The 26,221-nt window shown below is 72.3% G+C and carries 25 protein-coding genes; 10 read left to right on the top strand and 15 right to left on the bottom strand.

Annotated elements, in window-relative coordinates; all coding sequences use genetic code 11:
• Positions 1-217 precede the first annotated feature (217 nt).
• Both ACFWIA_RS10845 and ACFWIA_RS10840 read left to right on the top strand, forming a co-directional pair.
• Positions 218-742, top strand: a complete 525-nt coding sequence (locus tag ACFWIA_RS10845; RefSeq protein ID WP_385487135.1) for a universal stress protein — start codon at positions 218-220, stop codon at positions 740-742.
• A 317-nt stretch (positions 743-1,059) separates the two neighbouring features.
• Positions 1,060-1,629 carry a GPR1/FUN34/YaaH family transporter gene (locus ACFWIA_RS10840; RefSeq protein ID WP_387002532.1) on the top strand — a complete coding sequence of 190 codons (570 nt, stop codon included), beginning with the start codon at positions 1,060-1,062 and terminating at the stop codon, positions 1,627-1,629.
• A 92-nt stretch (positions 1,630-1,721) separates the two neighbouring features.
• On the opposite strand, the gene glmS is transcribed toward ACFWIA_RS10840, so the two are convergent.
• The 3 genes from glmS to ACFWIA_RS10825 form a co-directional block, all read right to left on the bottom strand.
• A complete protein-coding gene (gene glmS / locus ACFWIA_RS10835; protein ID WP_387002531.1) occupies positions 1,722-3,539 on the bottom strand; it encodes a glutamine--fructose-6-phosphate transaminase (isomerizing) in 1,818 nt (605 codons plus the stop codon).
• A gap of 48 nt (positions 3,540-3,587) precedes the next feature.
• Positions 3,588-3,845, bottom strand: a complete 258-nt coding sequence (locus tag ACFWIA_RS10830; RefSeq protein ID WP_385487141.1) for a hypothetical protein — start codon at positions 3,843-3,845, stop codon at positions 3,588-3,590.
• 163 nt (positions 3,846-4,008) lie between these two features.
• Positions 4,009-4,920, bottom strand: coding sequence for a DUF4429 domain-containing protein (locus ACFWIA_RS10825; protein ID WP_387002529.1), 912 nt, complete (start codon positions 4,918-4,920; stop codon positions 4,009-4,011).
• A gap of 146 nt (positions 4,921-5,066) precedes the next feature.
• Between ACFWIA_RS10825 and ACFWIA_RS10820 the strand changes: the two genes are divergently transcribed.
• Entirely contained in the window at positions 5,067-6,695 is a 1,629-nt protein-coding gene (locus ACFWIA_RS10820; protein ID WP_387002527.1) for a beta-N-acetylhexosaminidase, read from the top strand.
• 22 nt (positions 6,696-6,717) lie between these two features.
• Here ACFWIA_RS10820 and ACFWIA_RS10815 read toward each other — a convergent pair whose 3' ends face one another.
• The 5 genes from ACFWIA_RS10815 to ACFWIA_RS10795 form a co-directional block, all read right to left on the bottom strand.
• A complete protein-coding gene (locus ACFWIA_RS10815) occupies positions 6,718-7,575 on the bottom strand; it encodes a siderophore-interacting protein (RefSeq protein ID WP_387002525.1) in 858 nt (285 codons plus the stop codon).
• 99 nt (positions 7,576-7,674) lie between these two features.
• A complete protein-coding gene (locus ACFWIA_RS10810; RefSeq protein WP_387002523.1) occupies positions 7,675-8,841 on the bottom strand; it encodes an acyl-CoA dehydrogenase family protein in 1,167 nt (388 codons plus the stop codon).
• On the bottom strand, positions 8,838-9,860 hold the full coding sequence (locus ACFWIA_RS10805; protein ID WP_387002625.1) for a hydroxymethylglutaryl-CoA lyase: 1,023 nt from the start codon (positions 9,858-9,860) through the stop codon (positions 8,838-8,840). Before ACFWIA_RS10805 ends, ACFWIA_RS10810 begins: the two co-directional genes overlap by 4 nt.
• A 17-nt stretch (positions 9,861-9,877) precedes the next feature.
• Positions 9,878-11,914, bottom strand: coding sequence for an acetyl/propionyl/methylcrotonyl-CoA carboxylase subunit alpha (locus ACFWIA_RS10800; RefSeq protein ID WP_387002521.1), 2,037 nt, complete (start codon positions 11,912-11,914; stop codon positions 9,878-9,880).
• A 7-nt stretch (positions 11,915-11,921) separates the two neighbouring features.
• Positions 11,922-13,544: a carboxyl transferase domain-containing protein gene (locus ACFWIA_RS10795; protein WP_387002519.1), complete on the bottom strand. Its 1,623-nt coding sequence runs from the start codon at positions 13,542-13,544 to the stop codon at positions 11,922-11,924.
• Positions 13,545-13,642: 98 nt separating this feature from the next.
• Between ACFWIA_RS10795 and ACFWIA_RS10790 the strand changes: the two genes are divergently transcribed.
• From ACFWIA_RS10790 to ACFWIA_RS10780, 3 genes are all read left to right on the top strand, one after another.
• On the top strand, positions 13,643-14,233 hold the full coding sequence (locus ACFWIA_RS10790; protein ID WP_387002517.1) for a TetR/AcrR family transcriptional regulator: 591 nt from the start codon (positions 13,643-13,645) through the stop codon (positions 14,231-14,233).
• Between the two features lie 157 nt (positions 14,234-14,390).
• Complete coding sequence (locus ACFWIA_RS10785; RefSeq protein WP_387002515.1) at positions 14,391-16,169, top strand: aminotransferase class I/II-fold pyridoxal phosphate-dependent enzyme; 1,779 nt, start codon at positions 14,391-14,393, stop codon at positions 16,167-16,169.
• Complete coding sequence (locus ACFWIA_RS10780; RefSeq protein WP_387002514.1) at positions 16,166-16,969, top strand: phosphatidate cytidylyltransferase; 804 nt, start codon at positions 16,166-16,168, stop codon at positions 16,967-16,969. Before ACFWIA_RS10785 ends, ACFWIA_RS10780 begins: the two co-directional genes overlap by 4 nt.
• A 41-nt stretch (positions 16,970-17,010) precedes the next feature.
• On the opposite strand, the gene ACFWIA_RS10775 is transcribed toward ACFWIA_RS10780, so the two are convergent.
• Positions 17,011-17,424, bottom strand: coding sequence for an HGxxPAAW family protein (locus ACFWIA_RS10775; protein WP_387002512.1), 414 nt, complete (start codon positions 17,422-17,424; stop codon positions 17,011-17,013).
• 138 nt (positions 17,425-17,562) lie between these two features.
• Between ACFWIA_RS10775 and ACFWIA_RS10770 the strand changes: the two genes are divergently transcribed.
• Both ACFWIA_RS10770 and ACFWIA_RS10765 read left to right on the top strand, forming a co-directional pair.
• Positions 17,563-18,030 (top strand): MarR family winged helix-turn-helix transcriptional regulator, encoded by a 468-nt coding sequence (locus tag ACFWIA_RS10770; RefSeq protein ID WP_387002510.1) that lies wholly within the window; start codon positions 17,563-17,565, stop codon positions 18,028-18,030.
• 20 nt (positions 18,031-18,050) lie between these two features.
• Complete coding sequence (locus tag ACFWIA_RS10765; RefSeq protein WP_387002509.1) at positions 18,051-19,019, top strand: ADP-ribosylglycohydrolase family protein; 969 nt, start codon at positions 18,051-18,053, stop codon at positions 19,017-19,019.
• Between the two features lie 489 nt (positions 19,020-19,508).
• On the opposite strand, the gene ACFWIA_RS10760 is transcribed toward ACFWIA_RS10765, so the two are convergent.
• The 6 genes from ACFWIA_RS10760 to ACFWIA_RS10735 form a co-directional block, all read right to left on the bottom strand.
• A complete protein-coding gene (locus ACFWIA_RS10760) occupies positions 19,509-19,841 on the bottom strand; it encodes a MazG-like family protein (protein ID WP_387002507.1) in 333 nt (110 codons plus the stop codon).
• Between the two features lie 25 nt (positions 19,842-19,866).
• A complete protein-coding gene (locus ACFWIA_RS10755; RefSeq protein ID WP_387002506.1) occupies positions 19,867-20,679 on the bottom strand; it encodes an endonuclease/exonuclease/phosphatase in 813 nt (270 codons plus the stop codon).
• Positions 20,676-21,287 (bottom strand): dTMP kinase, encoded by a 612-nt coding sequence (tmk, locus tag ACFWIA_RS10750; RefSeq protein ID WP_385487168.1) that lies wholly within the window; start codon positions 21,285-21,287, stop codon positions 20,676-20,678. Before tmk ends, ACFWIA_RS10755 begins: the two co-directional genes overlap by 4 nt.
• Positions 21,284-22,399 carry a radical SAM protein gene (locus tag ACFWIA_RS10745; protein WP_387002504.1) on the bottom strand — a complete coding sequence of 372 codons (1,116 nt, stop codon included), beginning with the start codon at positions 22,397-22,399 and terminating at the stop codon, positions 21,284-21,286. The genes tmk and ACFWIA_RS10745 overlap by 4 nt, the downstream gene beginning before the upstream one ends.
• A 99-nt stretch (positions 22,400-22,498) precedes the next feature.
• Positions 22,499-22,909, bottom strand: coding sequence for a hypothetical protein (locus ACFWIA_RS10740; protein WP_387002502.1), 411 nt, complete (start codon positions 22,907-22,909; stop codon positions 22,499-22,501).
• Positions 22,910-23,556: 647 nt separating this feature from the next.
• Positions 23,557-24,105 carry a hypothetical protein gene (locus tag ACFWIA_RS10735; RefSeq protein ID WP_387002500.1) on the bottom strand — a complete coding sequence of 183 codons (549 nt, stop codon included), beginning with the start codon at positions 24,103-24,105 and terminating at the stop codon, positions 23,557-23,559.
• Between the two features lie 610 nt (positions 24,106-24,715).
• Between ACFWIA_RS10735 and ACFWIA_RS10730 the strand changes: the two genes are divergently transcribed.
• Positions 24,716-25,651: a hypothetical protein gene (locus ACFWIA_RS10730; protein WP_387002498.1), complete on the top strand. Its 936-nt coding sequence runs from the start codon at positions 24,716-24,718 to the stop codon at positions 25,649-25,651.
• On the top strand, positions 25,648-26,217 hold the full coding sequence (locus tag ACFWIA_RS10725) for a GNAT family N-acetyltransferase (protein ID WP_387002496.1): 570 nt from the start codon (positions 25,648-25,650) through the stop codon (positions 26,215-26,217). Before ACFWIA_RS10730 ends, ACFWIA_RS10725 begins: the two co-directional genes overlap by 4 nt.
• Positions 26,218-26,221 lie beyond the last annotated feature (4 nt).

Here is a 26,221-nt window from a genome sequence, read left to right as displayed (position 1 = left end):
CGCCGTACCCTTGGGGGTAGGGGGTTGGGAAGATGATTCCCGGACACGGCTCCGGGTATCGGACCTTCACCACCGTTCCCGTCCGACCAGCCCGCCCGGATCGACCAGCCGGCCCTCCCGGCACACTTGACCTTCCTTGACAGCCGCATCCCCGAGAAGACAGCGAACACAGCAAGCAGCCGCCCCTCCTCAGAGGATCTTCTTCGCCGAGACACCCATGGCCGGTCACGAATCCTTCGAACCCGCGGACCGCAAGCGCCAGGTCGTCGATCCGACGGCCGACCCGCTGGCGGCGGAAGAGTCACGTCACCCCTGCGATCCCGCCTTCAAGCACGGAGTCGTCGTCGGCTTCGACGGGTCCACCTCCAGCGAACGCGCCCTCGCCTACGCCATCGGCATGGCCCACCGCTCGGGCTCCGGCCTGATCATCGTGCACGTGGCCAATCGGCTGCCCACCACGGTCTGGGCCGGGTGCGAACCCCCCGTCTTCGTGGACGTGCCCGATCACCGCACGGAGGTCCTGGGCCTCGAACTCGCCTGCGCGGACTACCTCGCAGAGGTGCCCTGGATCCTGGTGGAGCGCGGTGGCGACATCTGTCACGAACTGGAGGAGGTCGGCCGGGAGTACGAGGCCGACGCCATCGTGGTGGGCTCCACGCACGGCATCGTCGGGCGGATCTTCGGCTCCGTCGCCGGACGGCTGGCCCGCCGTGCGCAGCGCCCGGTCGTCGTCATCCCGTAACCCGCCGCCCTTCGGTGGCCACTTCCGCCCCGTTCGTGACATCCGCACGGCAGGGCGCACCAGACGCTCCAGACACTCCAGACACTCCGGGAACTCTGGGTGCTCGGGGCGCCCAGGGAACCTGAACTCCCGGTGGCCCCACACGAGATGCGGTACTTCCCCGTTTCGCGCGCCCGGCGCGCGCGGGTGCTGAAGGTCGACAAATCTACTCGCGCGTAGGGGTGGATCGTGACCGACTGGCGGGTACATAGCGCTCGCGGGTCGCAACCCAGCGGCCCCACACCAAGCAGCACGACTGCATGCGAAGGGAGCCCGCCGTGAACAGCCAAGTCTCAGCGGGAAGCAGCACCTCCACCCTCGGTCATCTCGCGCTCGGCCTCACGCTGTTGGCCTTCGGCGTCGGTCACACCGGAGTCATCGACGGCGTCACGGCGGCCGACGCCGTCACCCTCGCCACCTACGTCGGCGGGGTCACGCTGTTCCTCGCCGGCCTGTTGGCCCTACGCGACCAGGACACCTTCACCGGCACGGCGTTCGCCGCGTTCGGCGCCCTCTGGTTCACCTGGGGGATCGGCGCCGACGGGCTGGTGTCGCACAACGCGGCCGGCCTGTTCCTGCTGTTGTTCGCGCTGGTCGCGGTGAGCCTGACCGCTGGTGCGCCCAGTGACCCGCTCCTGGACCGGGGCACCTACGGGCTGACGGCCGTCGCCCTCCTGCTGCTCGCCGTGGGGCAGTTCGCCGAATCGGGTTCCCTCGCCGAGATCGGGGGCTGGTTCGCCGCCGTCGCCGGCCTCGTCGCCTGGTACGCGGCCACCGCCGCCCTCGCGCACTGGCCGACCGCCCTCCCCCGACGCGCTGCCGGCCGGGGGGTGACGGCCACCGGCTGAGGCAGCGGCAGCCGGGGCGGTGGGCACCCCCGGCACCCGAGTGGTCCCCGTACGCCGCAGGGCAGCCGTACGGGGGCCACTGGTGCGTACGGCTACTCCACCGTCACGGACTTGGCGAGGTTGCGCGGCTTGTCGATGTCCCGACCGAGGGCCAACGCCGTGTGGTACGCCAGCAGTTGCAGGGGGATGCCCATGAGGATCGGGTCCAGCTCGTCCTCGTTCTTGGGCACGACGATCGTCCGGTCGGCCTTCTCCTGCTCCTGGTGGGCCACCGCGAGGATGCGACCGCTGCGGGCCTTGATCTCCTCCAGGGCCGCGCGGTTCTTCTCCAACAGGTCGTCGTCGGGGACGATCGCGACCGTCGGGAGCGCCGGCTCGATCAGTGCCAGCGGGCCGTGCTTCAGCTCGGAGGCCGGATACGCCTCGGCGTGGATGTAGGAGACCTCCTTGAGCTTCAAGGACGCCTCGCGGGCCACCGGGTAGCCGCGCACCCGGCCGATGAACATCATCGAGCGGGCCTCGGCGAAGTCCTTCGCCAGCCGCTTGATGTCGTCCTCCTGCTTGAGGATCTCCGAGATCTGGCCGGGCAGCCGGCGCAGCCCCTCGATCATCCGCTTGCCGTCCGCCACCGACAGGTCGCGGGTGCGGCCCAGGTGCAGGGCGAGCAGCGCGAACGCGACGGTGGTGTTGGTGAAGCACTTGGTGGACACGACGCACACCTCGGGACCCGCGTGCACGTACACCCCGCCGTCGGCCTCCCGGGCGATCGCCGAACCGACCACGTTGACCACGCCGAGCACCCGGGCGCCCTTGCGCTTCAGCTCCTGGACGGCGGCCAGCACGTCGTACGTCTCACCGGACTGGGAGACCGCGATGTAGAGGGTGTCCGGGTCCACCACCGGGTTGCGGTAGCGGAACTCCGAGGCGGGCTCGGCGTCGGCGGGGATGCGGGCCAGCTCCTCGATCATCTGGGCGCCGATCATCCCCGCGTGGTACGAGGTGCCGCAGCCGAGGATCTTCACCCGGCGCACCGCACGGGCCTCGCGGGCGTCGAGGTTCAGCCCGCCGAGGTGCACGGTGGAGAACCGGTCGTCGATCCGGCCGCGCAGCACCCGGTCCACGGCGTCGACCTGCTCGTGGATCTCCTTGTGCATGTACGTGTCGTGGCCGCCCATGTCGTACGACTCGGCCTCCCACTCCACGGTGGTCGGGGAGGCCGTGGTGCGGGTGCCCTCGGTGGTGTAGGTGCGGAAGTCGTCGGCCTTCAGGGTCGCCATCTCGCCGTCGTCGAGGGTGACGATCTGACGGGTGTGGGTGACCAACGCCGCCACGTCGGAGGCGACGAACATCTCCTTCTCGCCGATCCCGAGGACGACCGGGGAGCCGTTGCGGGCGACCACGATCCGGTCGGCGAAGTCGGCGTGCAGCACGGCGACGCCGTAGGTGCCCTCGATCAGGCGCAGCGCCGTGCGGACCTTCTCCTCCAGGGTGGGGGCGTCGCTGCGGGCGATGAGGTGGGTGAGGACCTCGGTGTCGGTCTCGGAGAGGAACTCCACGCCCTCGGCGGTGAGCTTGGCGCGCAGGTCGGAGGCGTTGTCGATGATGCCGTTGTGGACGATGGCGACCTTGCCGGAGGCGTCCAGGTGCGGGTGGGCGTTCTCGTCGGAGGGGGCGCCGTGGGTGGCCCAGCGGGTGTGGGCGATGCCGGTGGTGCCGTTGAAGCGCTTGGGGACGCGGGCCTCCAGGTCCCGGACCCGTCCCTTGGCCTTGATCATCTTGAGCCCGCTGGCCTTCGGGCCGGTGATCACCACACCGGCCGAGTCGTAGCCCCGGTACTCCAGCCGCTGCAACCCTTCCAGGAGCAGCGGGGCCACGTCACGCCTGCCGATGTATCCGACGATTCCGCACATAGAACGCTTTCCCCTATATTTCTGTCGCTCGGGTGGCCGGGGCCACCGCTAGCCGTAGACGATGCGGCGCAGCTGCCTCAGTGAGAGGGTCGGCGGCGCGACCGCGCGGTAGTTCAGGTCCGCCTCGATCCGTTCGAAGATCTCCGCGTTCACCAGGCCCTGACCCTGGAGTTCGCGGTGGCGGCGACGGACGTACGCCTCCGTCGTCTCGTCGAAGTACGCGAGGACGTCCTGGATCACCCGCAGTGCCTCGCCGCGGCTCAGCGGCGTACTGCGCGTCAGATGATCAACCAGGTCGTCGTGCACCCGATGATCCTGGGCGACCGGGGGGAGTTTCGCAAGAATCCTGCCCGTTTTCGGGCAGGTGGGAGCCCGATTGCCACTCGGGACCACTCGATCGCCCCGTTCGTGCGCCTCCCGGTCACGGACGCGGGGGCATGCGCAGCCGGACCACCCCGGCTTCGCCGGGTCACATGCGGCGGAGCACCGCCTGCTTGGCGGAGGTGAACTCCTCCTCCGTCAGCACCCCCGCCTGCCGCAGCTCACCCAGCTCCCGCAGCCGCCGCAACAGCGCATCGTGATCGTCCTCGGTCGCCCCCTGCGCGGACGGCGGCTCGGCCTGCGCGAGCGCCGGGGCCGCGGCGTCCCGGGGGAGCGCGCCCCGGGCTGCTGCCGCGCCCCCCGGGTGCGGCAGCCGGGCCTGCACCGCCGCGGCGATCAGCGCCATCAGCGGGTCCTTGCGGAAACCCCACAGGACCACCGCGTGCGGGTCGTACTTCGGCGGGGCCTTGGTCGCCGGGACGTTCTTCAACATGAACCGGATGAAACCGTTCTCCAGCCCGGCGGACGGCTGCCACTCCACCGCCTGGATGGTGTCGACGGGCATCGACCGGGTCCCCGCCGCGGCCTTCGCCTCCTCCGTCTTCCAGTTCCACTCCAGCCGCACGTGCTCCCCGTCGAAGCTCGCGGTGCCGTCGCCCGCCTGCACCGACAGGGGGACCGCCGGGCCCGCCAACAGGTACGCGTCCGTCGGCCCGGACGGCACCTCGTCCAACAGCAGCGCGTTGCGGACCTCGTCCACGAAGTACTCGGCCACCCCGCCGCGGTCCGTGTCCACGCCCAGCTGGTACGGGTCTCCCCCGTCCGTGAGGTGACCGCCCGCGGCCTGCAACAGCGGGTCGGCGCCCTCCCGCAGCCGCAGTCTCAACCGCCCCGACTTGCGGCCCGGTTCGAACGAGACGCCCGCCACCGCCGCCAGCGGGACGGTCAGTTCACCCAGGGTCCGGCGCAACAGGCTCACGCCCTTGTCCCGGCCCGGTACGAGCCGCAGCGTGCCCCCGTCGAAGGTCCATGTTCCGTCGCGCTGGATGATTTCCGCCATACGGGGATTCTCCCATCCGCCCCGAGGAGGGATGGTGGTTCCCGTCGGCCGGGCCACGCGTGCGGGCGGGTCCGGTCGACACCCGCGCCCTCACCACACCCTGCCCGTCCACGACGCTCGACCGGACCATCCCGAAGGGACCGCTGGTGAACCCCCGTCACAGACGATCGTCACTGCTCGTCGGCTCGTTGCTCCTCATCGCCGCCACAGGCGTCTCCTGCGTCGCCGAATCCGGCGACGGGGGCGGCGCCGCGTCCGCACCCGCCGTCCCCGCGCTCGGCCGGGTCATCCCGGCACCCGCCTCGGTCACCCCGGGCGAGGTCCCCTACCGGATCACCTCCACCACCCCCATCCGGGTGCCGGGCGGCTCCCGCAAGGCCCGCGAGGTCGCCGACTACCTCGCCGACGTGCTGCGCCCCTCCACCGGCTACGCCCTGCCCGTCACCGCGGACGCCGGCGCCGACGGCATCCGCCTGCTGCTCGCCGACGAGGCGGACCTCGGCGCGGAGGGCTACCGGCTGGAGAGCGGGGAGCGGGCGGTGACGATCACCGCGCGCCGGCCCGCCGGACTGTTCCACGGCGTCCAGACGCTGCGCCAACTGCTGCCGCCCGCCGTGGAGGCGCGCACCGCGCGGTCCGGCCCCTGGACCGTGCCGGGCGGCACCGTCCGGGACACCCCGCGTTACGCCTACCGGGGCGCCATGCTCGACGTGGCGCGGCACTTCTTCACCGTCGACGAGGTGAAGCGGTACATCGACCAACTCGCCCTGTACAAGGTGAACACGCTGCACCTGCACCTCTCCGACGACCAGGGCTGGCGGCTCGCCGTGGACTCCTGGCCGGACCTGGCCGTCAAGGGCGGCGCCACCGAGGTCGGCGGCGGCAAGGGCGGTCACTACACCAAGGACCAGTACCGCGAACTGGTCCGGTACGCGGCCTCCCGGTACCTGGAGGTCATACCGGAGATCGACATGCCCGGTCACACCAACGCCGTGCTCACCGCGTACCCCAAGCTGAACTGCGACGGCGAGGCCCGCGAACCGTACACGGGCACCAAGGTCGGCTTCAGCTCCCTGTGCGTGCCGGAGGAGATCACGTACGACTTCGTGGACGACGTGATCCGCGAGCTGGCCGAGTTGACGCCCGGTGAGGTCATCCACATCGGCGGCGACGAGGCCGACGCGACGCCCGCCGACGAGTACGCGACCTTCATGGACCGGGCGCAGGAGGTCGTCAACCGCTACGGCAAGCGGGTCATGGGCTGGCACCAACTCGCCGGCGCACGCCCCGTGGACGGGGCGGTCATCCAGTACTGGGGCTACGACGAGACCGGCGACGCCGAACGCGAGGAGGTGGTGCGCGCCGCGCGGGACGGCGCCGAGGTGGTGCTCTCGCCGGCCGACCGGGCGTACCTGGACATGCAGTACCCGGAGGTCACCGACATCCCCTACCTCGGTCTGGAGTGGGCGGGCAAGGTGGACGTGCGCCGGTCCTACGACTGGGACCCGGACGCGTACCTCGACGGGCTGCCCGCGGACGCGGTGCTCGGGATCGAGGCGCCGCTGTGGACGGAGACCCTGTCGACCTCGACGGAGCTGGAGGTCATGGCCTTCCCGCGACTGCCCGGGCTGGCCGAGCTGGGCTGGTCACCGCGGTCCACCCACGACTGGGACGCCTACCGGCAGCGGCTCGCCGCGCAGGCGCCCCGCTGGGACGTGTTGGGCATCCGCTACCACCGGTCGCCGCAGGTGTCCTGGCCCGCGTCGTCGGACTGACACCCGGGGGCGCGGGGGCGGGTCACTCCGCTCCGGCGCCCTCCGCCCGCATCCGGTCCTCGGACAGCCCGCGCCGCCAGTACCCGGTGAAGGTCACCGACCGGCGGTCGAGGCCCCGCTCCCCGACGAGGTGCCGGCGCAGTTCCTTCACCGCGCCGGCCTCCCCGGCGATCCACGCGTACGGGGCGCGGGCCCCGGGCCAGTCGGCCGAGCGGATCGCGGTCAGTCCGTCGGGGGCGCCCTCGGCCGCCACCAGCCAGGTGATCTCCGCATCGGTGGCGAGCGCCTGCCGGTCGTCCGGGTGGCGCACCTCCAGCCAGGCGCGGGCCCGCACCCCCGGCGGCAGGGACTCCAGGATCGCCCCCGCGGCGGGCAGGGCCGTCTCGTCCGCCCACAGCAGGACCAGGTCGGTGTCGTGCGGCGGGCGGAACTTCACGGCCCGGTTGTCCTCGACCGCGGGCCCGTAGAGCAGCACCCGGTCGCCCGGAACCGCCCGCGCGGCCCACCGGGCGGCGGGCCCCGCGACGGAGGGGCCCTGTGCGCCGGCGCCGTGCAGGGCGAGGTCGATGTCGATCTCCGTGCCGCCGTCCGGGGCGCGGCGCTGGGCCCGCACCGTGTACGTGCGCATCACCGCCCGCTCGGCCTCGGGCAGCGCGCGCCAGGCGTGCCACCAGTCCTCGCCGGCCTCCACCGGGACCAGCGGGTCCCGTTCGCCCGGCTGCGGCAGGAACAGCGAGACGCTCTGGTCCCGGCCGCCGGACGCGATGTCCGTCAGCTCGGGGCCCCCGAACGTGACCCGGACCAGGGACGGGCCGAGCGGGGTCACCCGGGTGACCTCCATGCGGAAGAAGCGGAACGCTACGGCCACGGCGGTGGGCACGTGCTCAACTCCGATCGGTGCTGCGCGGGGGGGGCGAGTTAGCCCACCCTAACCCGCCGCCGGGGAGGGGGCTCCGGGTGCGGTCCGGAGCCCGTCCGCTCAGCCCGCCAGCCCCAGTTCACGGGCGATCAGCATGCGCTGCACCTCACTGGTGCCCTCGCCGATCTCCAGGATCTTGGAGTCCCGCCACATCCGGGCCACCGGGTACTCGTTCATGAACCCGTACCCGCCGTGGACCTGGGTGGCCTCCCGCGCGTTGTCGACGGCCACCGTCGACGCGTACAGCTTCGCCAGCGCGGCCTCCTTCTTGAACGGTTCCCCGGTGACCAGTCGGCTCGCCGCGTCCCGCCAGGCCAACCGGGCGGTGTGCGCCTTCACCTCCATGTCGGCGATCTTGAACTGGATCGCCTGGTACGAGCCGATGTTCCGGCCGAACGCGTGCCGCTCCTTCGCGTACTTCACCGACTCGTCCACGCACCCCTGGGCGAGCCCGGTGGCCAGCGCGGCGATCGCGATGCGGCCCTCGTCCAGCACCCGGAGGAACTGCGCGTACCCGCGGCCCTCCTCGCCCAGCAGGTTCGCGGCCGGCACCCGTACGTCCCGGAAGGACAGCTCCCGGGTGTCGGAGGCGTTCCACCCGACCTTGGAGTAGGGGGCGGCGACGGTGAAGCCCGGGGTGCCGGACGGCACCACGATCGAGGAGATCAGCGGGCGCCCGTCCGCCGTGCGCCCGGTGACCGCGGTGACGGTGACCAACCCGGTGATGTCCGTGCCGGAGTTGGTGATGAAGCACTTGGTGCCGTTGATCACCCACTCGCCCGTGGACCCGTCGCGCCGGGCCGTGGTGCGGGTGGCCCCCGCGTCGGAACCGCCGTCCGGCTCGGTCAGCCCGAACGCGCCCAGCACCTCGCCCGAGCACAGCCGGGGCAGCCAGGTCCGCTTCTGCTCCTCCGTCCCGAACAGGTACAGCGGCATCGCGCCCAACGACACCCCCGCCTCCAGGGTGATCGCCACCGAGGAGTCGACCCGGGCCAACTCCTCCAGCACGATCCCCAGCGCCAGGTAGTCGCCGCCCATCCCGCCGTACTCCTCCGGGAACGGCAGCCCGAACAGGCCCATGCGCCCCATCTCCCGCACGATCTCGTACGGGAACTCGTGCCGCTCGTAGTAGTCGCCGATCTTCGGCGCGACCACGTCGTGTGCGAACTCCGCGACGGTGCGCCGCAGTTCCTCGTGTTCCGGGGCGAGCCGGTGGTCGAGCGTCATGGCTGCTGCTCCTTGGGGTCCGTGGGGCCCGTGGGGCTCGCAGGGTCGGTGCGGCCCGTGGGGTCCTCGGGGGAGGGGTCCGCGGGTGTCCCGGTCAGGGCGCGGACGGTTCGGGACGGGCTGGGGCGGCCCAGCCGGTCGGCCATCCACCTGCTCGTGGCGGTGAGACGGCCGAGGTCGACGCCGGTCTCGATGCCGAGGCCGGTCAACATCCACACCAGGTCCTCGGTGGCGAGGTTGCCGGTGGCGGACTTCGCGAACGGGCAGCCGCCGAGTCCGCCCGCCGAGGCGTCGACAGTGGTGACCCCGTGCTGGAGGGCGGCGAGGGTGTTCGCGAGCGCCTGTCCGTAGGTGTCGTGGAAGTGCACCCCGATCCGGTCGGTGGGCACCCCCTCCTCGTTCAACTCGGCGAGCAGCGCCAGTACGTGGCCGGGGGTGGCGACGCCGATGGTGTCGCCGAGGCTGAGTTCGTCGCAGCCCAGCTCCAGCAGCGCCTTGCCCACCCGCACCACCCGGGCGACGGGCACCGGGCCCTCCCACGGGTCGCCGAAGCACATCGACAGATAGCCGCGGACGTGGACCGGGCCGTGCGCACCGCTCTTGGCCCGGGCGACGACCGGGGCGAACATCGCCAGCGACTCGTCGACCGTGCGGTTCAGATTGGCCCGGGCGAAGGACTCGGTGACGCTGGCGAAGACGGCGAGCCGGCGGGCGCCGAGCGCCAGCGCCCGGTCCAGCCCCCGTTCGTTGGGCACCAGCACGGGCAGGGCGACGCCCCGCCGGTCGTGCAGCTCGCGCACCAGCGGGTACAGCTCCGCCGCGTCGGCGAGCTGCGGCACCCACTTCGGATGGACGAAACTGGTGGCCTCGATGGTGGTGAGGCCCGCGTCGGCGAGGCGGTGCACGAACTCCGCCTTCACCGCGGTGGGCACGGTCACCTGCTCGTTCTGGAGTCCGTCGCGCGGGCCCACCTCGTGGATGCGGACCCGGGCGGGCAGGTCCTGCGCGGGGACCTCCATCGGCAGGCCGGCGGCGGTCACGGGCGCGCCTCCCCTTCGACCGCGGGGGCTTCGGCCGGCTCGACCACCGCCAGCACCTGGTCCATCGCGACGGTGGCGCCGGGACGCACGTCCAGTTCGGTGACCGTCCCGGCGTGCGGGGCCGCCACCACGTGCTCCATCTTCATCGCCTCGACCACCAACAGGCTCTGCCCGGCCGTCACCTCGTCGCCGACGGCGACCTTCACCACGGTGACCGTGCCGGGCATCGGGGCGGTCAGCGAGTCGGCGCCCGGCTGCGCCCCGCCGGTCAGGGCGGCGGCGACCGGGTCGTGGTCGCGCACCTGCCAGGCGTCGCCGTCCCGGCCGAGCCAGTCCCCGGCCCGGTCGAAGGTGTGCCGGACCCCGTCGAGGGTGACGCCGACCCGGTCGGCGGTGACGGTCGCCGTGCCGCGCGGGCGGTGCGTGACGGGTTCGTGCCCCGGCACCCGCAACGGGAAGGCCGGGGTGACCGGTTCGCCGCCGAGCCGCCAGCCGGTCGGCGCGTCGAACGGGTCGCGCCAGCCGTCCGCGCGGGGCGGCGGCACCAGCTCCGCGAGCCGGACCGCGGCAGCCGCCTCGTACACCTCCGCCGGCACCTCGCGGGGCACCAGCGCGTCCGTCTCGCGTTCCACCAGGCCGGTGTCCAACGCGCCCGCGACCACCGCCGGGTGGGCCAGCAGTCGGCGCAGGAACCCGGCATTGGTGGGCACGCCCAGGGTGACCGTCCCGGCCAGCGCCGCCCGGAGCCGGCGCAGGGCCGTCGCCCGGTCGGGGCCGTACGCGATGACCTTGGACAGCATCGGGTCGTAGCGGCTGCCGACCTCGGTGCCGCAGCTCAGCCCGGAGTCGGTGCGCACCCCGTCGCCCTGCGGCTCGCGCAGCGCGAGGACCGTCCCGCCGGAGGGCAGGAAGCCCCGCGCGCCCTCCTTCACGGACACCGTCTCGGCGCAGATCCGGGCCTCCACCGCGTGCCCGGTGAGGGTGACGTCCTGCTGGGCGAACGGCAGCGGCTCCCCGGCGGCGACCCGCAACTGCCACTCCACCAGGTCGATGCCGCGCCGTCCGCCGACCGTGGCGACCAGTTCGGTCACCGGGTGCTCGACCTGGAGGCGGGTGTTCATCTCCATGAACGAGAACCGCGACGGGTCGGCGCCCGGCACGATGAACTCGACGGTGCCCGCACCCAGGTAGCCGCAGGAGCGGGCCGCCCGGACCGCGGCCTCGCCCATCGCGGCCCGCAGCGCCGGGTCGAGCAGCACGCTCGGCGCCTCCTCGACGAGCTTCTGGTGCCGGCGCTGGAGCGAACACTCGCGCTCCCCGAGGTGGACGACGTTCCCGTGGGAGTCGGCGAGCACCTGGATCTCGATGTGGCGGGGCCGGTCGATCCAGCGCTCCACCAGCAGCGTGTCGTCGCCGAAGGAGGCCAGCGCCTCCCGGCGGGCGGCGGCGATCTCCTCGGGCAGCGCGTCCTCGTCCCGGACCAGCCGCATGCCCTTGCCGCCGCCGCCCGCCGACGGCTTCAGCAGCACCGGCGTCCCGATCGCGCGGGCGGCGGCGCTCAGCTCCGCGTCGCTCAGCGCGCTGCCCGTGGAGCCGGGCACCACCGGGACGCCCGCCGCCCGCACGGTGTCCTTGGCGCGGATCTTGTCGCCCATCAGCGCGATCGCCTCGGCGGACGGGCCGATGAACACCAAGCCGGCGTCCGCGCAGGCCCGGGCGAAGGCGGCGTTCTCCGCGAGGAACCCGTACCCCGGGTGCACGGCCCGGGCGCCGCTGCGGCGGGCCGCCTCGACGATCCGCTCGGCCGACAGATAACTCTCGGCGGCCGGGGCGGGGCCGATCCGTACGGCGGTGTCGGCCTCGTGCACGTGCCGGGCGTCCGCGTCGGCGTCGCTGAACACGGCGACCGAGCGGATGCCGAGGGCGCGCAGGGTGCGGATCACCCGGACGGCGATCTCGCCCCGGTTGGCCACGAGCACCGTGTCGAACAGCGCCCCGCCGGTGAGGGGTTGCCGCTGGATCGTTTCGCTCATGTCGCCCTCACATCCGGAAGACGCCGAAGCCGTCGCCGCGGGCCGGCAGCGGGGCGTTGGCACAGGCGGTCAGGGCCAGACCCAGGACCTGGCGGGTCTCCAACGGGTCGATGATCCCGTCGTCCCAGAGGCGCGCCGTCGCGTAGTAGGCGCTGCCCTGGCTCTCGTACTGGGCGCGGACCGGGTCCTTGAACGCCTCCTCGTCCGCGGCCGACCACGGCTCGCCGCGGGCCGCCAACTGGTCGCGCTTGACGGTGGCGAGCACGGACGCGGCCTGCTCGCCGCCCATCACGGAGATCTTGGCGCCCGGCCACATCCACAGGAAGCGCGGGGAGTAGGCCCGGCCGCACATCGAGTAGTTGCCCGCCCCGTACGAACCGCCGATGACGACCGTCAGCTTGGGCACCCGGGCGCAGGCCACCGCCGTCACCATCTTCGCCCCGTGCTTGGCGATGCCGCCGGCCTCGTAGGCGCGGCCCACCATGAAGCCGGAGACGTTCTGGAGGAACAGCAACGGGATGCCGCGCTGGTCGCACAGCTCGATGAAGTGGGCGCCCTTCTGCGCGGACTCGGAGAACAGGATGCCGTTGTTGGCGACGATCCCGACCGGATGGCCGTGCACCCGGGCGAAACCGGTGACGAGGGTCTGCCCGAACTCGGCCTTGAACTCCGCGAACCGCGAACCGTCCACCACCCGGGCGATGACCTCCCGCACGTCGTACGGGGTGCGGGAGTCCACCGGCACCACCCCGTACAGGCCGTACGGGTCGGCCTTCGGCTCCTCGACGGGGGCCACCGTCCAGGGCGGTGCACCACGGGACGGCAGCGTCGAGACGATGGTGCGGACGATCCGCAGGGCGTGCGCGTCGTCCTCGGCGAGGTGGTCGGTGACCCCCGAGACCCGGGAGTGCACCTCGCCGCCGCCCAGCTCCTCGGCCGTCACGACCTCGCCCGTGGCCGCCTTCACCAGCGGCGGGCCGCCGAGGAAGATGGTGCCCTGGCCGCGCACGATCACCGCCTCGTCGCTCATCGCCGGCACGTAGGCGCCGCCCGCGGTGCAGGAACCGAGGACCGCCGCGATCTGCGGGATGCCGGCACCGGACATCCGGGCCTGGTGGTAGAAGATCCGCCCGAAGTGGTCCCGGTCCGGGAACACCTCGTCCTGCATCGGCAGGAACGCGCCCCCCGAGTCCACCAGGTACAGACAGGGGAGCCGGTTCTCCAGCGCGACCTCCTGGGCGCGCAGGTGCTTCTTCACCGTCATCGGGTAGTAGGTGCCGCCCTTGACCGTGGCGTCGTTGGCGACCACCACGCACTCGCGGCCCGAGACCCGGCCGATCCCGGCGATCACCCCGGCCGCCGGGGCGTCCCCGCCGTACAGCCCCTCGGCCGCCAGCGGGGCCAGCTCCAGGAACGGGGAGCCCGGGTCCAGCAGGGTGTCCACCCGGTCCCGGGGCAGCAGCTTGCCGCGCGCGGTGTGCCGGGCGCGGGCCCGCTCCCCGCCGCCGAGGCGGGCCCGCGCCAGCCGGGAGCGCAGCTCCTCGCCGAGGGCCAGGTGCGCCGCCTCGTTGGTCCGGAACGCCTCCGCCGCGGGATCGGCCGCGGTCGCCAGCACCGGTGCCTCTTGCATCGTGTCGAGCCCCCTTGCCCGTGCCGCCGAGTTAATGAGCGTTAACATCCATGGCTTCAGGTTAACGACCGCTAACGTCCCTGTCTAGAATTGACCGCATGGTCACCAGAACCGACGCCACCACCCGCCGCCAGCAGATCCTCAAGGAGGCGGCCCGCCTCTTCGCCGAGCGCGGGTTCCACGGCGTGGGCGTCGACGAGATAGGGGCCGCCGTCGGGATCAGCGGCCCCGGCCTCTACCGACACTTCCCGGGCAAGGACGCGATGCTCGCGGAACTCCTCGTCGGCATCAGCGGACAGCTCCTCACCGGGGGCCGACGACGCGTCGAGGAGTGCCCGGGCGACCCGGCCGCCCTGCTGGACTCCCTCATCGAGGGGCACATCGACTTCGCGCTCGACGACCGGCCGCTGATCGTCCTGCACGACCGCGAGCTGGACCGGCTCCGCGACAGCGACCGCAAGCTGGTGCGCCAGCTCCAACGGCAGTACGTGGAACTGTGGGTCGAGACGGTACGGGCCAGGTACGCGACCCTGACCGAGGTCGAGGCGCGGACCGCCGTGCACGCCGTGTTCGGGCTGCTCAACTCCACCCCGCACCTCCGCCGCCCCGACGCCCCGCCCTCCCGGGCCGCCGCCGCCGCGCTGCTGCACCGCTTGGCGCGCGGCGCCTTCGACGCCGCCGCGCAGTGACGCCCACCGACGCCGGACCGTGACGGGCCACCCGGTCCGGGGCACGGGTCGTCGGGACCGCCTGAGTACGCGTACTCAGACCGACTGCGTCGCTCCGCCCTGAGCGCGGCCGACCCGCCGCACCCACGATGGAGCCCCCGCGTCGAAAGAGGTGCCCATGCGCCGAGACCTGCAACTGCGCCCCGCCACCGAGGACGACCGCGAGTGGATCCACGGACTGCGCCACCGGGTGTACGCACAGGAACTCGGCCAACACCCACCGGACCCCACCGGGCAGCTCCGGGACGGGCTCGACGGCGACAACGTCTACCTGGTCGCGGCCCGCGGAACCGACCGCATCGGCTTCGTCAGCCTCACCCCGCCCTGGCTCGGACGGTACGCGCTCGACAAGTACCTCACCCGCGACGAACTGCCGCTGCTCACCGAGGACGCCCCCTTCGAGGTGCGCATCCTCACCGTCGAACCCCACTGGCGGTCCACCGCGGCGGCCCCCCTGCTGATGTACGCGGCGCTGCGCTGGATCGCCGCCCGGGGCGGGCGCCGCGTGGTGGCGATGGGCCGCACCGACCTGCTCGCCCTGTACCGCTCCGTCGGCCTGCGCACCGTCGGCCGCACCGTCCGCAGCGGCGCCATCACCTTCGAGGTCCTCACCGGCGACGTCACCGAACTCACCCGCGACGTCCCGGACCGCCACCGCGGAGCGCTGGAGCGGATGGCCGCCACGGTGGACTGGCAGCTCGACGTGCCCTTCGCCCCCCGCCCCGACGGCTGCGAACACGGCGGCGCCTCCTTCACCGCCGTCGGCACCGACTTCCGCACCCTGCACCGCCGCCACCGGGTGGTCGCCGCCGACGTGTTGGACGCCTGGTTCCCGCCCGCCCCCGGAGTGCGCGCCGCACTCACCGAGGACCCGGCCTGGGTCGCCCGCACCTCCCCGCCGACCGGCGCCGAGGGCCTGCTCACCGAGATCGCCGCGGCCCGCGCGCTCCCCGTGGAGACCCTCGCCGTCGGCGCCGGCTCGTCCGACCTGATCTTCCGCGCGTTCGGCCGCTGGCTGACCCCGCGCAGCCGGGTGCTCCTCATGGACCCGGGCTACGGGGAGTACGCCCACGTCACCGAGCGGGTCATCGGCTGCCACGTGGACCGGTTCCGGCTGCGCCCCGAGGACGGCTGGCGCATCGACCCCGCCCGACTGTCCGCCGCCGTCGACGCCGGGCGCTACGACCTCGTGGTCGTGGTCAACCCCAACAACCCCACCGGCCGCCACGCCCCGGCCGCCGCACTGCGCTCGGTGATCGCCACCGCGCCCGCCGACACCCGCTGGTGGATCGACGAGGCGTACCTCGGATACGTCGACCCGGCCGAATCGCTCGCCGACCTCGCCGCGACGCACCCGCGGGTCGTCGTCTGCACCTCCCTGTCCAAGATGTACGCACTCTCCGGGATGCGGGCCGCGTACCTGGTGGCCGACCCCGTCACGGCTGCCGAACTCCGCAGGTGGACGCCGCCCTGGCCGGTCAGCCTCCCCGCGCAGTGGGCCGCAGTGGCGGCGCTGCGCGACCCGGCGTACTACCGCGAACGCTGGCTCCGCACGCATGCGTTGCGCCGCCGGCTCGCCACTGATCTGACCGGGTTGTCGGGATTCGCGACGGTCGAGGAGGGCGTGGCGAACTTCCTCACCATGACCCTCCCGGACGGCGGGCCCAGCGCCGCACGGTTCGTCCACGAGTGCCGCCGCCACGACGTGTACCTGCGGGACCTGTCACCGCTGTCGCCGGCGTACCGGGGGCGCACGTTGCGCACCGCGGTCCGGGGCGCCGCGGAGAACGCCCGCATCGTGGAGGCGTGCCGGGCCGCGCTGGACGCACTGCTGCCCGGTTCCGTCCCTTCGGCCGGGGCGCCCGGTTCCGCGGCTCCGGCAGGGGGCGCCCGGTGACCACCACGTCCGCCCTGGTGCCCTACCTCGGTGGGGCGCTGGCGTTGGGCGGGGTCGCGGTGGCCGCGTCCCGGCGCCGTGAGCTGATGGTGCGCTGGTGCGCCTGGGCGGTCGGAGTGCCCCTGGTCACCGCCGCGTTCTGGTGGGGCCGCCCGGGCGCCGCGGCGGTCGCCGTCCTCGTCGCGGTGGTCGCGGTGCTGGAGTACGGCGCCCTGATGCGCCTGGGCCGGGCGGACCGGACGGTCCTGGCCGCGGCGGTGGTGGGCGTGGTGCTCACCGCCTGGCTGGCGCCCGGACAGGAACTCAGGGCGCTCGCCGTGGGGGCGCTCGCGGTGGCCGCGGTGCCGCTGCTGGCCGGCGACGCGGACCACGGCCTGCGGCGGCTCGGCGCCGGGCTGTTGGGGCTGGCCTGGCTGAGCGTGCTGGCCGCGCTAGTGCCGCTCGGGGCGGATGCGCTGGCGCTGTTCGCGGCGGTCTCGGTCGCCGACATCGTGGCGTACTTCGCCGGCCGGCGCTTCGGCGGGCCGTTGCTGTCACCGCTGTCACCGGCCAAGCGGTGGAGCGGCACGGTGGCGGGGGCCGCGGCCGGGCTCGCGGTGCTCGCCGCACTGTCCGTGCTGAGCTGGCCCGCGGCGCTCGCCGTCGCGGTCGGCGGTCCGGCCGGCGACCTCCTCGAATCCATGGTCAAGCGGGGGGCGCGGGTGAAGGACGCCGGCAGCTGGCTCCCCGGCTCCGGCGGCCTCCTGGACCGGATCGACTCGCTGCTCATCGCCTTGGCCGTGCTGCTGGTCCTGAGCTGATCCGCGCATGGGCCGTTGGGTGCCTTGCGTATGACTGACCGTCAGGACGGTTGCTTGGCCGAGGACTCGGGGGTGCGTGCGGCGGGCACCTCGACGGTGGCCGTCCCGGTGGTGGGTGCGTCGGCGTCCGGGGCGGCTTCCTGTTCAGTGGTTCGTCCGGTGGCTCGTCCGGCCAATCGGCAACCGAGGCAGTTCGGATGGCCCCCGCGCGCGGCACGGTCCCGAACCCGTAACCCGCGCTGGCTGGGGGGCCGCAGGCCGGGCGGCTTGCCCCACCCCGCGAGGTGCAGCGCCCAGGTGACCAGGACGGCCGCCGTCGTGACGGCGAGCCCCCACCAGATCCCCGGCCGCCAGGCGATGATCCCCGCCCCGACGGCCGTGCCGCCGACCGAGGCGATCGCGACCCCCACCCAACCGGCGACGGTGTGCCCGTGGTCGTACGTGTGTCCGCTCATGTGCCTGCCTCCTCGCGTGCGCTGACGTGCCGGGGCGTGCCGGAGTGCGCCGGGGCGCGCGACAGCGGTGCCGCTCGGCCTCCGACCTATGCTTGCTTAGCAAGTGAGAAATTTATCTTACGTACTAAGGGAAGTTCAATGGAGGGCAAGCCCCGTCCCGTCGCCGCTGCCGCGGACGTGCTCAGCGCGCTGGACGACCTCGTCGCGACGAACATCGTGGGCAAGCAGGAGTTCGCCCGGAACCTGGGCCTGAGCATCACGGACCTCACCTGTTTCGCCCACGTCCTGGAATCGGGCGACGCCCCGGTCACCGCCGGCGACCTGGCCGACCGCGCGAACGTCACCACCGGCGCGGTGACCGGCATCATCAACCGGCTCGAACGCGGGGGATTCGTGACGCGCCAGCCGGACCCCGACGACCGCCGTAGGGTGCGCGTCGCGGCGGTACCCGCGGCTGCGGACCGCGTCCAGGCCGTCTACGGGCCCTACCAGGCGCGGCTCGCCTCGCTGTTCGCGGACTACACGCCCGACGAGATCGCCGTCCTCGCCGACTGGATGTCCCGCGCCTCCGCGCTGGCCCGCGACTACTTGGACGACTCGTGCTGAGCGGTGCCGGGTCCGCGTCGGTGAGCCGTACTGAGCGGGCCGTCGGTGTGGTCGTGGGGTCCGCGGTCGGCGACGCGTTGGGCGCGCCCTTCGAGTTCGGGCCCCCGGGCGCGTTCTCCGCACGGTTCCCGGACCCCGGGGGCGGCGGGGAGATGTGCGGGGGCGGCGGCTGGGAGCCGGGCGAGGCCACGGACGACACCCAGATGGCCGTCCTCGTCGCGGATTCGCTACGCGAACGCGGTGGCCTCGACCTGCCGGACGTCTTCGCCCGCTTCCAGCGCTGGGCGGCGGCCGAGCCCAAGGACATCGGCCTCCAGACCGAGGACGTCCTGACCAACGGGCTGCCCTGGGACCGGGCCGCCGCGCACCACTTCCGGGTCAACCACCGTGCGGCCGGCAACGGTTCGCTGATGCGGGCGTCGACCTCCGCGGTCCGCTTCGCCGCGGCCGGCCGGGCGGTGACCACGGACGCCGCCCGGCGCCTCGCCGCCCTCACCCACGGCGACCCTGCCGCCTGGGAGGGCACGGCCGTCTTCCACGAACTCGTACGGTCCGCCCTGTCCGGCGCCGACCCCCTCGACGCGCTGCCGGACGCCCTGGCGCTCGTCCACCCCGACCACCGCGAGCGGTACGCCACGGTCCTCGCCCCGGACTGGCACCCCGACCGGGCCACCGAGTTCAACGGTGCGGTGTGGCCGTGCCTGGGGTCGGCGGTGTGGGCCCTGCGCGCCACCGACTCCTTCGAGGGCGCGGTGCGCGCGGCGATCGACCTCGGCGGCGACACGGACACCGTCGCCGCGGTCACCGGCGGTCTCGCAGGCGCCCGTTACGGCCCGGCCGCGATCCCCGCCCGCTGGACCGATCCCCTGCACGTCCCGCTCCCGGGCTTCGGTGAACGGGTCCTACGGCTGCCCGAGTTGGTGGACCTCGCGCGGGGGCTGGTGGAGGCGGGTGCGCGGGACTCGGGCGTCAGCGCTGACCTGGGTTGACGGCTGTGGTGAAGTTTGCACCCGCGCGCGCAGTCGTGAGAACGGGCGCCCCGCTCGCGCGGGGAGCACTCCCCCGAAGCAACGCAGGCCGGCCACCAGATCGGACCACCCCCGCTCGCGCGGGGAGCACCACATCGCTCCGCCGGGCGGTACCGTGCTCGACGGACCACCCCCGCTCGCGCGGGGAGCACCCTTAGCGACCTGCGACTTTGAAGGGGCTTTGCCGTTTCTTGACCGTTGTCGTCAGCGGTATCACCTCGACTTCATCTTCCCAGCCGTTGCCCTGCTGGACCTCTAAATCGAGGCAATCCACGTGAAGCAGGGGCGAGCTACGGGTCGAACCGTTGCGCAGCACCCGGGGCGCATCCTTGGCGCCGCGGACTTACGATTCCGCCCGGAGGCTACGGCGCCGTCGTCGGATGCCGCAGCGGGGACTTAGGTGACGGCCGGAGCGTGCTCGGTCGCGGCCGTCACCCCGACATGGAAACGTCAGATGTCCTGCTGCGGAGGCGAGATGCGTCCGACGAGGTGCCGCAGCCGATCGTCGAACTCCTTCGCCGCGTCCGGGCTGAGCGTCGCCAACGCGACCAGCGTCGTCACGGCCACGTCGCACAGTTCTTTGCGTACGTCCTCCCACGAGTGCGAGGCGCCCTTCCGGGGGTTCGCGCCGAGTGCACCGTGCAACGCCTCGGCGACCTCCCCGTACTCCTCGCCGATCTTGAGGACGCGCAGCAGCCGCCGGTCGGCCTCCGAGTTCTGGACGCCTTCCGCGTCCAGCCACTCCCGGATCCTGCCGATCCGGTCCCACGTCGTCGCTTCCATCGCTTCTCCCACCGGTCGTGCGGATTCAGAACAGGGACGGCGTCGCATCGGCGGCGCCGGCCGGGGTAGTCGTCGGCACCGGTGTCACCGGGGCGACGGCGAGTTGAACGGACAGAGCCGAGTGGTCGGTCAGCCGCTGTGGCATGGTGCGTGGTTCGTGTACGTACGCACAGCCGCGGAGATGGCTGGCGAGTGACGTGGAGACGTGCGCGTGTTCGTACCGGTAGCCGTCGCCGGTCCGGCCGACCCAGGAGTACTCGGCTGCGTCCGGGTGCAGCGATCGGAACGCGTCCACGTATCCGGCCCGGGCGAACCAGTCGTAGAACTCGTACTCGAACGGCTGGAAGAACCGATAGCCCGGCTTGTGATGGGGTTCCAGGATGTTGAAGTCCCCGAGCACGACCCGTGCTTCCCCGAACCCCGACGGGAGCTTGTCCCGGCACGCCTCCAGGAACTGGACCTTGCGGTCGATCTTGGTCTGCGTAGCGTTCCGTGAGGGCACGTACAGCCCGATGACGTCGAGTGGGCCCCTGTCGGTGTCCACGGTCACCGCGACCACCCGGTGCGGCAGGTAGTCGACACCGAACAAAGCCGGCCGCGTCTTCAGCCGGCTCACGACCATCACGCCGCGCTCGCCGCGCTCCTGCGGCCTAGGGAACACGACGTCGTACCCGGCCCCCGTGAACCGCTCCGCCAGCAGGTCACACCCGACACTGCCGGCCGTCTCGGTGAGCACGAGGACCTGCTCCGGGCGCTTCGTCAGATAGACGAGTTGCCGTTCAGCTCTGTCCCGCCCTGGGTTGTTGAGGTTGAACGTCAGCACACCGAGGCCGTTCATGGACCGCCCGTCCGTAGGTTCCTGATCGCCGACACGATCGTGCGGGCGATCTCATCCGGCCCGTCAGTACTCGCGTCGAGTTGGAGCACACGGACACCGGCGGTCATGAGGAACCTAGCGGCCTCACGGAACGAAGCACATTCTCGCTCGCTGCTGCCGGGTTCGCGTTCGTACCGACTGTGCGTCCCGCGTTCCCTCAGCCGCCCGTCAAGCACGTCCGCACGGGCGCTGATGACGACGGCAAGGTCCGGCATGTCGGCATGGCGGTTCAGCTCCCACACCGTGTCGCGGCCCACGCCGTCCAGGACCTGGAGCACGAGCGAGGAAGCGACGTACCGATCACACACGACCGTCTCGCCCCGGGCGATCGCCGGCCTGATCTCCGCCTCCAGGTGTACGTACCGGTCCGCCGTGATGAGACAGGCGAACGCCATCCCGCGGTACGTGTCCGTACCATGCCGAGCGAGGTTGCCGAGCGGGGTGTCGCTCGGCTCCCGGGTCATGTGCACCGGGACGCCGTCCTCCCGGAGGAGCCCGACGACCGCGGCGGCCACGGTCGACTTCCCGACGCCGCCCGGCCCGTCGAGAGTGACGAACAGCCCCGTCATGAGACACCCACTACCGGCAGCGTCCGGGACTGGGGCGGGACGATCGGGCACTGCTCGGAGTCGATGGCCCCGATGCGGTGCCCGGCCGCGACCACGGCGGCCGGGCAGCCCTTTCCACACTGGGACGACATCGAGCAGCCGCGGCACGTGTCGTTCGCCCCGAGATCCCACCGGTCGGAGAACCGACCGTACGCGTCGAGCTGCGCGGCCACGTCGTCGTCGGTCCAGACGTTGCCCACGAGGAAGTCGCTGTCGGGGTGCTGGGACACCCGTGTCCGAGCGGCGAACACGAGATACGGGCAGATCGCCACACCTCCGTCGGTGAACACGTAGATGATGGTCCCCGCTTCGCAGCCCGCCAACGGCTTCCGGTCGTCGTTCGGGAACCGGATGAGCGTCACGTCCAAGTCCTCGTCAGCGAAGGGCGCTGTCAGGTCCCCGATGTGCCGCATGTGATCGTCCGGCCGCCGCAGCTTCTGTGCCGCGCGTGACGCGCCACGCCCCATCGAGCCCAGGGGGTTCATCAACACGTACCGCGCACCCTGCTCCTTGGCGAATGCGCAGAGCTGCGCGTACTCCTCGTCCTGGGCGAGGTTGTTCGGCGTGCAGAGCAGCCCTTGCAGGATGCCTGCCTCAGCGAACGCGCGGACGTTGTCGACGGTCTCCTGGAAACCCTCACGGCGGCCCCGGAACACGCCGTGCGAGTCCGGGGAGAACCCGTCGAGAGAGACGTTCATGTGCGCGTTCAGTTCCGCCAGGCGCTCGATCTGGTGCGGCGTCGACATCGTCGCGTTCGTGCACACGCCCACGTCCATGCCCGCGGTCCGGAACTCGCTGATGATCTGGATGAGGTCGGCGTGCATGAACGGCTCGCCGCCGGTCACCGTCACCCGCTTCACACGGGCCGCGACGAGCTGGGGGATGAGCCGGTCCCGGACCGCCTCCACGTTCATGTAGGCGCCACGCTTCGTCGCCGACACGAAGCAGTGCTTGCACGTCTCGTTGCACGGCTCGCAGATCTGGACGAGGGCCTTGCGGTGCTGTTGGTCGACGGTCGTTCGGAAGTAGCAGGACGATGCCTGCCCGCCGGTGATGATCGGGCGTGCGGTCACACGGACCTCCACAGGAAGAGACGGGTGGTGTCGGTACCCGCCCCGGACGATCACGGCCGGGGCGGTAGTTCGTCGGTAGGCGGTCACGCCCACCGGGTGTCACAGCAGGCCGAACGCAGCGGCGCCGACCGCGCTCGCGAGTAGCAGCACGTAGGCCGCGGCGACGAGCGTCAGTCCCGTACGGCCCTCCGCGGTGACGCGGACTCCGAGGCCAAGCGACAGTGCAATGTGGGTCGCCGGACGTTCCGGGTCGGGCACAGCGGGTTTCACTGGAGGGAGCGGGGAGTACGGGCGGACGACAGGCGTGTTCGCCGGACCCGCGGGAGGGTGTTCCACGAAGTGGGTACGGACCCGCTCCTCCACGGCGACGAGGCACGCCCCGCACAGGTAGATGGGGGCGTGCTGCCCGTACCACTGGGCTGGCCCCACCCACGTGACGAGCAGGTCGTCGCCGTCGCACTTCCAGCACTCGCCGGCGATCCAGTCGACCCACACGGTCGCGATGCCCATGCCGCTATCCGTGCCTTCGCTGCGGCTTCTGGCAGGGACAGGGACATGGAGCGGGCCGCTCGTCCAGGCTCATGCCCAGGCGGAAGTGGCCCTCGCCGAAGACCACTCGTCCCGCGGTCCAGGTGTGGCACCCGTGGTCCCCGGGTCGCTCGAAGATCGCGGCCTTGAAGCAGGGGGCGCACCGCACCGTCTCCGGCACGGCACTCGGCCTGCACCGGCGATGCGTGGCAGGGGGTCTGAGTTTCGCTACCGACAGCATCCGGGCCGGCAGCCGCTGCCACCAGCGGATGGGCTCATCGCACTTGGCGCAGAGCACGGGAGGAGGAGGCACAGCGGGGTCCTAGGTGTGTCGAGGGTAGGACTGAAGGGTTCTGGCTGGGAGCCGGAGCCCTGGGGGGAGGTCCGGGGCCGGGGCGCTCGCCGCCGGGATGGTTCAGGAGCGGGTGATGCCGTACGCGAGACTGATGACCAGCGCGGCGACCGTCACGACGCAGAGCACCTGCTCGGTGGCCGGCCTCACGACGGACCATCGCTGTCGGCAAGGGCGATCCGGGCCGGGGTGCGTCGACACCTGGTGGTGGGGACCGGGCCGTCACGAACCTCAGGACCGCCGATCAGCCAGCATTCGCGCACGACGGCCGGGCTGGTCACGCCCGCCCTCCCGGCTTCTCCGGGCGGCCCCCGCTCAACGACGGGCAGGCATCCTCGGCCTCGGCCTGAAGGCGTTTCTCCCCGTCGTTGATGAGTTCCCTCAGCCGGGTCATGGAGCAGAGCCGTCCGGGCGAAGTCATCGGCACGCACCAGTAGGCGCGTCCGTCCGACGTCGTGCACTCCACCTTCGGTACGCCGAGGTAGCAGTCCCGTCCCAGGTGTTCCAACCGGCCGGGCCGGGCGGTCTTACGCAACTCGGCGCCGACTGGCACCAGTACGTAGTACTGCCGGGCGTACCGGTCCCGAATCACCGGCCCGCCGTCCAGGGAGCGCTGTAGGAAGGCCGCGATCTCCTGCTCGTCATCCGTCCGGGCGGCGGCATGCACGAGCTCTCCCGGCACGCGGACCGCGGAGAAGATCAGGCCGCAGCCCAACAGCGCGATGTCCTGGGACGCCCACTCGCCCAGGGCGTGGCTCGCGTCCTCGGCCGCGCCCAGAAGCCAGCCGGCGCGTCCGTCGAGTTGGTGCTTGCTCTTCAACGTCACGAACACTCCTCGGGGTCGCCGTGCCCCTAGCCGTAGGTGGAACCGCGGCGGAGTCGTGACCCGGGAATCCAGGCCAACGAGCCACGACGGCGCGTTTCTTCACGTACGAGCCAACTGGACCGGGCCCTGCCCCATCGGACCTTGGCGCGGACACTTCGCCGGACTTTCTGGGAAACCGGACTTTCGGCAGGTCCGGGCGCTACCGTCGGTGTGGGGTTGGTCACCGAAGGTGGGTGTGGGTGTGGATGTTCCAGTGACGCCATTCGCGCAGGCGTGTAGCGAGCGGGGCTGGTCCAAGCCGCGTGACTTTCTCCGTGCGTTTCAGGCGGCGGCTGATGCTCTGGACGTGTCAGTCACGGTGACGGAACGCCAGTTCCTCCGGTGGCGACAGCCTCTCCCGCCCGCGCCTCGGGTGGGGTCCTGGCGTGTGCTCCACGCAATGTTCGGGACGAGTCCTCGCCAACTCGGCTTCCCCGGCCCACCGCCAGGTGTCAACGTGGAACCCGTCGAGGCCTTACCGCAGAAAGGCACTTCAGTGGAGCGACGTGCGTTTCTTACCGACGCCGCGGGCGTTGCCGCATCCACGAGCCTCCCGACGTACACGCGCCCCGTGACCCCACCCGGATCTTCCGGAGCCATCGGCGTCGTGCATCTCCTCGAACTCCGCGAGGGCCTGAACTCGCTCTTCGTCCTCGACGCCGCGTACGGCGGTAGCGACGTCTTCCGGCTGGCCGTCCGGCATCTGCACCGCGTCCGACGCGTACTCAACGAGGGACGTCCCCCCGAGGCCATCGCCCGCCAACTCCACCTCCTGGTGAGTGAAACCGCCGGGTTCTGCGGTTGGCTCGCCTACGACGCCGAGGACCAGAACGCCGCCCGCCGTTACTGGGGCGAGGCGCTCGCCGCGGCCACGATGGTGCAGGACGCTCACCTCCAGGCCTACGTGTTCGGCTTCATGAGCCTGCAAGCGCGCCACGAGAATCGGCCCCGCGAAGCCGTCGACCTGGCCCGGGCCGCTCAGCAGCGGGCCACGCGGCTCGACTCGCCCGCGCTCCGGTCGATCATGGCTGCCCGGGAGGCCGGCGCCCTGTCCTTCCTCGCCGACGCGAGCGGCGCTAGCAAGAAACTGGCCGAGGCCCGACGCGTACTCGACCGCCCTCGCGGGAGGCCGGCTCCGGAGTGGGCCGCCTTCCACGGACACGCCGAACTCGACAACTGGGAGGCGTCGCTCCACATCAACGCCGGCCGGCACAATGCCGCCATCCCGTTCCTCCGCCAGACCCTCGCCCGGCAGGACCAGATGTACGGTCGCAATCGGGCTTTGTACCGGATCCGCCTGGCGTCGACCCTGGTCAAGGCGGGTGAGATCGACGAAGGCGCCGCTCACGCAGTGGAGACCATTCCGTCCCTCGAAGAGGTCGAATCCGGTCGCGTGGCCAAAGAAATCTCCAAGGTCACCAACCTCCTGCGGTGGCAGGATGCCGACTGCGCACGCCAGGCCGTCGCATGCCTGACCGACTACGCACGGGCAACGGGAGCAGCATGACCGCGACACCGACCGCAGTGACCTACGAGCGCTTCGAAGGGCAGGGCGCCGCAGACCAACTCGACACCTTCATGCCGGCGTACGAGGAGGTGTACGCCGAGCCGCCGTACCGGGAAGGGCCCACCGACGTGGCCCTGTTCGTCAGGCACTACCAGGCTCACGTGCAGCGCCCCGGGATGCGTCTGGCCCTCGCGCGGGAAGGTGACGAGGTGGTCGGTTTCGCCTACGGTCTGCCCCTCGCCGCGGACGCCGCCTGGTGGCACGGAGTCCCAGACCTGCACGAGGACTTCACGAGGGAGGACGGTGCCCGTACCTTCGCCGTCTTCGAGCTCGCCGTGCGAAGGAAGTGGCGACGCAGCGGAGTTGCCGGCCGGCTGCACGCCCTGCTCCGTGACGGCCTCGCCGTCGAACGGGTGACGCTCGCCGTCCGGCCCGAGCCGGAGGCGAAGCCCGCGCAGTCGGCGTACGCGAAGTGGGGGTACCGCGAGGTCGGCCCCGTGCGGCCACGGGAGGAAGGGCCGGCCTACACCGTCATGGTGCTCGACGTCCCGCAGCCCACCGGCTGATCGC

It is taken from the genome of Streptomyces sp. NPDC127068 (genome assembly GCF_042724695.1).
Taxonomy (GTDB): Bacteria; Actinomycetota; Actinomycetes; order Streptomycetales; family Streptomycetaceae; genus Streptomyces.
This window is presented reverse-complemented; position numbering and strand designations above follow the sequence as displayed.